Origin of the sequence: Vibrio sp. 10N.261.52.A1 (assembly GCF_002876325.1) — a bacterium.
In the GTDB taxonomy this organism is placed as follows: domain Bacteria; phylum Pseudomonadota; class Gammaproteobacteria; order Enterobacterales; family Vibrionaceae; genus Vibrio; species Vibrio chagasii.
Window position 1 is genome coordinate 1 of record NZ_MCYD01000232.1, and the last position, 402, is coordinate 402.

At 35.8% G+C, this 402-nt stretch carries 1 pseudogene; it reads right to left on the minus strand.

From position 1 onward, the window contains the following. Window positions 1-316, minus strand: a pseudogene (locus BCT81_RS03000) (DUF2057 domain-containing protein); the annotation flags it as partial. Between the last annotated feature and the right edge of the window lie 86 nt (window positions 317-402).

Genomic DNA, 402 nt, shown 5'->3' on the forward strand with positions numbered 1-402 from the left:
GTTCTATCGTCTTGCCAAAAAAACTAACCGTTTCGTACTCTTTATAACTTTGGAAGTAACTCACGTCCATAGTAATTGAAGATTCTGGGGCTGTATTCGGTGTTACTTCTTTATTGTATGTAAAGTAAAGCGACGACTTGAGAATGTCTGCGCCTACATTTGCTCTATTTTCTGCTACGTAAGATTGACCGGTTACTTTAATGTAACCACCTTTGGGCTGTACATCAGCAACTGAATCTGCAAAATTACTTTGTGAATCGAGTGAACTACAAGCTCCCAAAAATAATGATAATACGACTACACTAACTTTATTCATTATGACTAATTCCTTATGTTCACTATGGAAAAACGCTGGCAAACAAAATTTACCAGCGTTTTGATTTTTATCTAACTGTTTAAGCT